Source organism: Halomonas sp. AOP7-E1-9, assembly GCF_052376035.1.
Lineage (GTDB): Bacteria > Pseudomonadota > Gammaproteobacteria > Pseudomonadales > Halomonadaceae > Vreelandella > Vreelandella citrativorans.
The window spans coordinates 1-8,294 of the sequence record NZ_JBQSVC010000062.1; the positions used below are offsets into that span (position 1 = coordinate 1).

An 8,294-nucleotide genomic window follows, 5' to 3' on the forward strand; every position below is an offset into this window, starting at 1 on the left:
TTTTAAATTACGCGTAATCATATGATTTTACAGTATATAAAATATTTTTTTGTCATTTTAAGCGTTATCGCTAACGCTGGCGGACGATGGATGTTAAGCGTTTTAGATACGAATTGGCTTAGTTATAGCTATCAAAATGGTTATAACTTATTGATTCAAAGTAAAATATACGGTTTCTATCTTGATTCACGCTTGAGAAAGGCCTATCTGTTTCGAGCAGTGGTCGAACCTATCGCATCAGTGCCCGCAGCTATAAATCATTTGATATGGCAAATATGCCTGATTGCTTTACCCCGCATTCCGCCAAAACTGCAGCGACGTTGCGGACACTACGCCGTGCTGAGCGCCAATATGTATCACGGCCTGCTGAAAAGCCCGAGCAAGCTCTGGCTGGTGGCACAAGAATAACGAACGGATTATACGCGTAATGCGCAGATGATTATGACCGCCTGCTTTTAGCCAAATATGCGTTTGGATCGATAGGTCGGGCTGTGCTGTGATGGCGAAGTCTTCGCGTACCAGTCCAAAAAAGTCCAGCATTACATCAAGGGACTGTTGCTGGCGCTGGCGTAAGGGCGCCTCCCTCTCAAAAGCCGCTTGCACTTCGGTCGTTAATAAAGGGGCAAAGGCGTTAAAGCGGCCCATTTCGGGGATAGGAAACAGCCATTGGATATAGTCGTGGGTATGCTCCAGCCAGAAGGACGGGAATGCCCAGATGTCTTCGAGTCGACGCCCCTTATGATCGTGACCTTCCCCGCGGTAAAACGCGATTAAATGCTCTTCATTTCCCATTATGCGCCCCGCTCTAACGGTGCATCGAGTCCATGAAGCACCATTTCGCGTGCGTGGTGTTCGGTGTCTGGGTCAAGTCGGGCTTCAATTCGTTCTAGTGCGCGAACATAGGCTGCCGGTAATCCGTGTTCTCGTGCTCCAGCTAACAGATGGTGCTTGTACCACGTATAGGGGCGCATACCGATAGAGGTGACTTTGCCAACATTCGCCTGGACTTCAAACTGCCCGTCACCCGCCAGGTCACTTACCGCCAGCCAGGTTTCATCGTGGACAGCGCTGAGCCCTTCATAACGATCCAGTGTAAGTTTATGGTGCAAAGCGACTTCCCAGACGACTGCCGACTGATCGGATGCCGGTACAATATCGCACTTGCCGGAGCCGTCATCGCCTTGCTGATAAAAGGCTAGGCGATACGCGGGCAGCAGGGCGGTGGTCACAAAACGCGCGGGAATCCGCGCGGCTAAGCGCTGGCTAGACATATTAGAGCCATAAGCAAAACATTACTCTTGGGGAAAGAATGCCGGTAGAAAGTCAAAGAGATATCTGGAATAGAATTAAGGATACAGACATTTCATTAAATCTTGCAGCCATTGCAAACTGGGGTTACGAGTTCAGAAAAGAGCCGATTAAATATGATCTTCCCGTTTCTGAAATGAGCCCTTTGGTTAGCCCAAGAACGGCCCATATATTTTCTGAACTTGAAAATCAATTCGGTGAAATGGCTCGATGGATGATAAAAGAACATAAGTTGAGCGATGTTGCTAATCACACGCTGTAAAGTGTTAACAAGCGCAAGCAGTCGGAAAATTTACTCGCTGTCGCTCCTAAATTTCCGCTGTTGCGGGCGTTAAACCGCTATATCAAAGTCGCCTAAAAGGCAGCTTCTGGCCGGGTGCGGTGGCTCAAGCTAATCTGATAGTGGTGAGGCAGTTGACGATCGAGGCTGTGTGAAAACCTAAAAATCAGTTGGCGGTGACAGTGTTCAGTCGTATTGGCACGACTATCGGCTAGCAAGACAGATTAGAGCGCTTTCATTTCTTATGCCCAATTCGACGTTAATCGAGATAAAGCGTAAGAAGCACTTACTAAAGAGCGTTATTGGCTACCACAAGCTTGGCAGAGCTAGGTCCGGACTAAGGCCTTATGCCTGCAATGCCTGGATCAAACCCTTGGGGCCGAGGATATTCATGACGCGTTTCATGTTGTAGGCAAGCGCACATGAAGACTCATTTCCGTTCCGACGTTCTTAAGCCCTTTGGTTAAAAAGTGTGTCGCACCCATCCACGCTTTCAACGTGCCAAAGGGATGCTCAACCGTTTGACGACGGATGCGCATTATATCCGGCGTCTGATCCAGACGTGATGTTACCGCCTCCAATACTTCTTCGTGTTCCCAGCGTTTAATGCGCCGATAAATACCTGTGGTGCATTGCGACTTCATTGAGCAGTTCGGACAGGCCGAACTCCAATAGCAATGTAGCGTCTGGCCTTTTTCGACGTTCTTGAAGCGCCAAATTAGCCGCTCTCTCGCGGGACAGCGATATTCATTACGTTCAGGCACATACCGGAACGCTTCCCTGGGAAACATACCTTTGGCCTGGTTTGGCGAGGTTTTAGGCTTAGGGAGATACGTCGTAATACCGGCCTCATGACAGGCAAGTATTTCATTACCTGTAAAATAACCGCGATCAGCGACGACGTGTAGATCACTGACGCCGCTAGCATCGCGTGCTTGCTTGGCCATCTGGTAAAGCTGACGCCGGTCACTGCCGACATTAGTGACTTCATGGGCGACAATCAGATGATGCTGGCTATCGACAGCCGTCTGCACGTTGTAGCCTACGATTCCCGTTCCTCGCGCAGTCATGGAGCGAGCGTCAGGGTCTGTCAAAGAGACTTGCTGGTCAGGGGACTCAGTTCTTTGAATTTCAATGGATTGTAGTTGCTGAACTTCTTCTGTTAGGGAAGCGGTCTTTTCCTTCAAACCAGTCGTCCGCATTTCTGTGATAGCGGCGGCGCCTTGATCCATTGCATCGAGCTGACGTAAGTAACGCTCAATACTTTTATCAATTTCTTCTGCCCGCCGCTTCATCTTAGCCAAGGTGAAGTTACGGTCTCGATTGTTGACTGCCTTAAGTTTGCTGCCATCAATCGCCATTACCGAATATGAAAATAGCCCGAGACGTCGACATATCATGACAAAGTCGCGGCAAGTAGCTTGAATCGCTTTGCCGTTGTTTTTGCGGAAATCTGCGATCGTTTTGAAATCCGGCGCTAGGCGTTCCGTTAGCCACATGAGTTCAACATTACGCTGTGCCTCACGTTCCAGACGGCGGCTAGATTGGATGCGATTGAGGTAGCCGTAGAGATAGATTTTTAAAAGAATGGCGGGGTGGTAGGCGGGCCGACCCGTCACATGAGGATCAACGCCATTAAAGCCCAGCTGTTTGAGATCAAGGGCGTCAACAAAAGCCTCAATAGCCCGAACCGGATTGTCTTCAATAACGAAATCATCCAGAAGCTCAGGAAACAACGTAGCCTGGGATCGGGATTCACCTGCGACGAAACGTTTCATCGGTACCTCCCAAGATCAGTCATGGGTAGAGTATAGCGACAGCTACGTTTTCACACAGCCTCGGCCGGATTAGGAATCTTATTCCATATTAATAACAGGGCACATGACGACCCAAAACGGAAAAGCTGGTAATTGCAGCCTCGCGTGTACCAATCCTAGCGTGCCATGAACATCAAAGCTGACGATGAGCGACAATTGCCAAATCATGCTGCCCATGACGCCGAGATAAATAACTTCGCTTGGGCCGCCATTAGTATCCGATGGTGCGTCGAGCAACTACCTTGGTATAGAGAGCCTGAGGCTTCTCATTACCGAAAATCATGTACTGCTGTTATTTTATGAATCCACGACTAAGAGCTCCTTTCAAAACCCTTGAAATAGCTCGCCTGCGTGCCTAGCTTAGCTAATATGGCTAAGAAGGTTGTACCTGATGAACTCTGGAAAATTGTCGAGCCGCTCTTGCCACCTGAACCACCCAAGTCTGATGGTGGCAGGCCACGTGTTTCCAACCGTGCCGCCTTAACCGGCATCCTGTTTGTGCTTAAGTCAGGCATCCCCTGGGAGATGTTACCTCAAGAAATGGGATTCGGTTCCGGCGTCACTTGCTGGCGACGGCTGCGTGACTGGCATGAAGCCGGTGTCTGGAAAAAGCTTCATCAGACGTTGCTGGAATACCTGCAAGAAGCTGATCAACTGGATTGGGATCGTGCTTGCATGGATAGTGCCTCCATCAAGGCAAAAAAGGGGGGCAGCCATTGGCCCAAACCCGACAGACCGTGGGCGACCCGGAACTAAACGGCACCTACTGACGGATCGAAAGGGAACACCGCTGGCGGTCGTTCTCTCCGGGGCCAATATGCATGACAGTGTTCCCCTATCTGTCCTGCTAGACGAGGTACCCCCCGTCGCAGGTCGTCTGGGTCGTCCTCGCCAGCGACCTCGTAAGCTTCACGCCGACAAGGCATACGACTTTGCTCGTTGTCGCCGTGCCTGCAGTAGACGCCATATTCAGGCTCGTATAGCCAGACGTGGTGTGGAAGATACTCAGCGACTGGGACGACATCGCTGGGTGGTTGAAAGAACCTTCGCCTGGCTGGAACAGATGCGTCGGCTCGCAACACGATATGAGCGGCGTACTGACATCCACTATGCGTTCACTTTACTGGGCTGCTCCCTGATCTGCTTGAAGCGACTCACGCGACAGTTTTGAAAGGCGCTCTAACACTGACCGCCACATCTCCCACGAAGCCATCTACAACGCGCTTTACCTCTTGCCGCGCGGCTCGCTCAAGAAGGAACTGATTGCCTGTTTGCGCCAGGGTGAAGGTAAACGACGCCCTGGCAGCTATGGCGGTGGAAAACCAGCTGTTGTATCACTCAACCATTTAGACCATCAGTTTGAAGTAACAGCGCCAAATGTTGCTTGGGTGACGGACATCACTTACATCCGAACGTACTAAGGCTGGCTTTACTTAGCGGTGGTTATCAGAGTGCGCGAAAAACCCCGCACTCAAAAAGTACGGGGTTTTTCGCGCACTCTGATAAAACAAGGGGCAGCCCATGGCTGCCCTCTACTGACAGGCTGCGAGATAGGCCGCTTTCCATGGGGTTGCTTACGCTTCGCGTTTGCCATCCACCAAGCGCGACAGCTGCCATGGGTTGCCGTCCTTGAGTGGCTCGGGCAATAGCCCTTCCGGCAACGCCTGGTAGCACACCGGGCGCAGGAAGCGGAAGATCGCAGCACTGCCTACCGAGGTGGTGCGGCTGTCGGAGGTCGCCGGGTACGGCCCGCCGTGAACCATGGCGTGGCACACCTCGACCCCGGTTGGCCAGCCGTTGGCGAGAATCCGCCCGGCCTTGCGCTCGAGTACCGGCATCAGCGCCTTGGCCGCTTGCAGATCGCCGTCGTCCATCTGCAGGGTAATGGTCAACTGGCCTTCGAGCTGGGCCGCGACACGCTTTACTTCATCCTGGTCGGCACACTCGATGACCAGCGAGGTAGAACCGAACACTTCTTCTTGCAGCTCGGTCTCGTTCAGGAAGTCGTTCGCCGTGGTGACAAACAGCCCCGCCTGGCACTGGTTGGGCGACTCGCCCACCTGGCCACGTGCGGCTTCACGCACCTTGCTGCTGTTGGACAGCTGGCCAACACCCTGCTGGTAAGCATCGTAGATGCCCGGCGTGAGCATGGTCTGGGGCGCACTGCCCTTCACGCCTTCTGCAGCGGCCTCGACGAAGGCATCGAGCTCGGCGCCCTTGACCGCAATCACCAGCCCAGGATTGGTGCAGAACTGGCCTGCACCCATGTTGAGCGAGCCGACGAAGCCTTCGGCGATCTGCTTGCCGCGTGCCTTGAGCGCCTCGGGCATCAGGAACACCGGGTTGATCGAGCTCATCTCGGCATATACCGGGATCGGCTGCGGACGCGACTGAGCGGTCTTCATCAGCGCGGTACCGCCGCTCCGCGAGCCGGTAAAGCCCACCGCCTGGATACGCGGGTCGGCGACCAGCGCCTGGCCGATCTCGCTACCCGAACCGAACATCAGCGAGAAGGTGCCTTCAGGCAGCCCGCGCGCTTTCACTGCACGCTGTACCGCACGGCCGACCAGTTCGGAGGTGCCGGGGTGGGCGGAATGGCCCTTGACGATCACCGGGCACCCGGCGGCCAAGGCCGAGGCGGTATCGCCGCCGGCCACCGAGAAGGCCAGCGGGAAGTTGCTGGCACCGAACACCACGACCGGGCCCAGGCCGATATAGCGCTGGCGAAGGTCGGCGCGCGGCATCGGCTGGCGGTCCGGCATGGCCGGGTCGATGCGCACGTCGAGCCATTCGCCGGCACGCACCACGGAAGCGAACAGGCGCAGCTGGCCGCAGGTACGGCCGCGCTCACCTTCCAGGCGGGCCTTGGGCAGGCCGGACTCGGCCATGGCGCGCTCGATCAGTTCATCGCCGATGTCCTCTATCTCGCTGGCGATGGTCTCGAGGAATACCGCGCGCTCCTCGAGAGAAGTCTCGCGATAGGTGGCGAAGGCCGTCTCGGCGAGCTCACAGGCACGCTCGACCTCAGCCTTGGTACCACCCAAGTAGGTCGGCTCGAGGATCTCGTTGGTGGCCGGGTTGATGGCGTTGATGGGCTTGGAACTGCCGCTGACGGCGTCCTGGCCAATGAGTAACTTGCCTTCCAGGGTCATGTCGAACTCCTTGCTGTTTGCTGTCAAAGCGATTTCACGTCGATAGGCGCGCTGTCCGCTTCAAAGCGTAGTGGATTGCGCAACGGACGGCCGAAATCGGCGAGGCTGATCTCGAAACGGTCACCCTCGCGGGTGCGAATGTCATCGGCGAAGCTCAGCGTGGCGGTGCCGAAGAAATGCACATGCACGTCGCCGGGCCGACGGAAACCGACGTATTTGAAGTGATGGTGCTCGAGGTTGGCCAGACTGTGCGCCATGTTGACCTCACCGGTGAGGAAGGGTTTCTCCCATACCGTCTCGTTGTCACGCACGATACGGCTGACCCCCTCCAGATGCGCAGGCAGTTCACCTACCATTAGTTCGGGGCCGAAGCTGCAGGCCCGCAGTTTCGAGTGGGCCAGCCACAGATAGTTGAAGCGCTCGGTGACGTGGTCGGAAAACTCATTGCCGATAGCGTAACCCACCCGCCACGGGTGGCCGTCATCGCCAATCACATAGAGCCCGGCCAGCTCTGGCTCCTCGCCAGCGTCCTCGGCGAAGTGCGGCACGGGGATCTCGGCCTCGGGGGCCACCACGCAGGCGCCGTCGCCCTTGTAAAACCATTCCGGCTGGGCACCGGGGGTGCCAGCCTGGGGCTTGCCGCCCTCGACTCCCAACTTGAACATGCGCATGGAGTCGGTCAGTTCGGATTCGCTGACTTGCGTCTTGGCATGCATGGCCGAGCGCGTGTCCGCGCTGCCTAGGTGGGTGAGTCCGGTGCCGGTGACCAGGCAGTGAGCCGGGTCCGGATGGGTCAGCGGGGGCAACAGGCTTTTTTCGTCGATCAACTGGGCATAGTCGAGCCGGGTCTCGGTCGCTGCGGCTTCGACGATGTCGGCCAAGGAGCGCCCCGCGGCGATGGCGCGGCGGGCCAGGCTGTAGGTATCTGCATCGAGCAGCCGAACTTGGCTGTCACTTTCGACCTGGGCGGCATGCACCTGGCCTTGATATACACATTGAATCAATCGCATGCGACCTCCGTTGGTTAGGTTCTCAATGACGCGTTGATGCCGAATCAGCCAAGCAAGGCCAAAAGGCCTACGGAAGACTCATCGGTTATGACTAAAGTTTAGATGAAAATAGATTCTAGTATACTAGTATATCTCATTGTGAAATAAGCTCAACCGATCGATCCGGTGAGCGTTGCAGCGCTGAGTGCCAGTTGAAACTTGTCAGGCATAGGCATCGGATAATATCAATATAAAATTAAGGGTCTTAGCATGAGTGAGTGTAATTTGGTGCAGGCAAAGAAAGGATTCGTCCTGCTAGTCACGGCTTCCGCAATGATGATTGCTTTGGATTCTCAGGCTCAAAGCACAGCCACAATTAAGGTTGCAAATTACTTTGCCGAAGATCATCCACAAAACGTCGCATTACGGGAACATTTCAAGACATCAGTGGAAGAGAATTCCGACATGTCTGTGCAGATATTTCCCAATAGCGAACTGGGAGATGAGCGCCAGTACACTAATGGCGTGCGAAACGGCTCTATTGAGATGGTCGTTGCTGGCATGGGTCTCCAAACGGCAGAACCCAAGATTGGCTTTACCGAATGGCCGTTTCTTTTCGAAACATACGATCAGGCCAACACTTTGCTAAATGGTGTAGTCGGTGACGAAATCGAGCCGCTGTTCCGCAAGCTAGGTACGGAACCGCTAGGTTGGACAGCGAACGGCTTCCGAGTGGTCTCGAGCAATC

At 54.7% G+C, this 8,294-nt stretch carries 7 protein-coding genes and 2 pseudogenes; 4 read left to right on the forward strand and 5 right to left on the reverse strand.

Annotated elements, in window-relative coordinates; genetic code table 11:
• Positions 1 to 288: 288 nt before the first annotated feature.
• Positions 289 to 792, reverse strand: a complete 504-nt coding sequence (locus ACT3R4_RS18005; protein ID WP_441680219.1) for an opioid growth factor receptor-related protein — start codon at positions 790 to 792, stop codon at positions 289 to 291.
• Entirely contained in the window at positions 792 to 1,271 is a 480-nt protein-coding gene (locus ACT3R4_RS18010; protein ID WP_441680218.1) for a gamma-glutamylcyclotransferase family protein, read from the reverse strand. Before ACT3R4_RS18010 ends, ACT3R4_RS18005 begins: the two co-directional genes overlap by 1 nt.
• Before the next feature lie 38 nt (positions 1,272 to 1,309).
• Between ACT3R4_RS18010 and ACT3R4_RS18015 the strand changes: the two genes are divergently transcribed.
• Positions 1,310 to 1,570, forward strand: coding sequence for a hypothetical protein (locus ACT3R4_RS18015; RefSeq protein WP_441680216.1), 261 nt, complete (start codon positions 1,310 to 1,312; stop codon positions 1,568 to 1,570).
• A gap of 363 nt (positions 1,571 to 1,933) precedes the next feature.
• On the opposite strand, the pseudogene ACT3R4_RS18020 reads toward ACT3R4_RS18015, so the two are convergent.
• A pseudogene (locus ACT3R4_RS18020) lies at positions 1,934 to 3,366 on the reverse strand (IS1182 family transposase).
• A 408-nt stretch (positions 3,367 to 3,774) separates the two neighbouring features.
• Between ACT3R4_RS18020 and ACT3R4_RS18025 the strand changes: the two are divergent.
• Positions 3,775 to 4,576, forward strand: a protein-coding gene (locus tag ACT3R4_RS18025; protein WP_441680213.1) for an IS5 family transposase whose coding sequence is annotated in 2 segments (ribosomal slippage) — positions 3,775 to 4,118 and positions 4,117 to 4,576 — 804 coding nt in all. Because the reading frame shifts where the segments join, the coding sequence is not laid out codon by codon here.
• A gap of 118 nt (positions 4,577 to 4,694) precedes the next feature.
• Positions 4,695 to 4,823: pseudogene (locus ACT3R4_RS18030) on the forward strand (IS3 family transposase); the annotation flags it as partial.
• Positions 4,824 to 4,979: 156 nt separating this feature from the next.
• On the opposite strand, the gene ACT3R4_RS18035 reads toward ACT3R4_RS18030, so the two are convergent.
• A complete protein-coding gene (locus ACT3R4_RS18035; protein WP_441680212.1) occupies positions 4,980 to 6,557 on the reverse strand; it encodes an aldehyde dehydrogenase (NADP(+)) in 1,578 nt (525 codons plus the stop codon).
• A 23-nt stretch (positions 6,558 to 6,580) separates the two neighbouring features.
• Entirely contained in the window at positions 6,581 to 7,567 is a 987-nt protein-coding gene (gene araD1 / locus ACT3R4_RS18040) for an AraD1 family protein (RefSeq protein ID WP_190374369.1), read from the reverse strand.
• A gap of 249 nt (positions 7,568 to 7,816) precedes the next feature.
• On the opposite strand from araD1, the gene dctP reads away from it, so the two are divergent.
• A partial coding sequence (gene dctP / locus ACT3R4_RS18045) for a TRAP transporter substrate-binding protein DctP (RefSeq protein WP_496201288.1) occupies positions 7,817 to 8,294 on the forward strand: 478 nt, incomplete at its 3' end.

Bases quoted from the DNA above. Each gene is read 5' to 3' on its own strand.
- ACT3R4_RS18035 (WP_441680212.1), bottom strand. From the start codon at position 6,557: ATGACCCTGGAAGGCAAGTTACTCATTGGCCAGGACGCCGTCAGCGGC.
- ACT3R4_RS18015 (WP_441680216.1), top strand. From the start codon at position 1,310: ATGCCGGTAGAAAGTCAAAGAGATATCTGGAATAGAATTAAGGATACA.
- araD1 (WP_190374369.1), bottom strand. From the start codon at position 7,567: ATGCGATTGATTCAATGTGTATATCAAGGCCAGGTGCATGCCGCCCAG.
- ACT3R4_RS18005 (WP_441680219.1), bottom strand. From the start codon at position 792: ATGGGAAATGAAGAGCATTTAATCGCGTTTTACCGCGGGGAAGGTCAC.
- ACT3R4_RS18010 (WP_441680218.1), bottom strand. From the start codon at position 1,271: ATGTCTAGCCAGCGCTTAGCCGCGCGGATTCCCGCGCGTTTTGTGACC.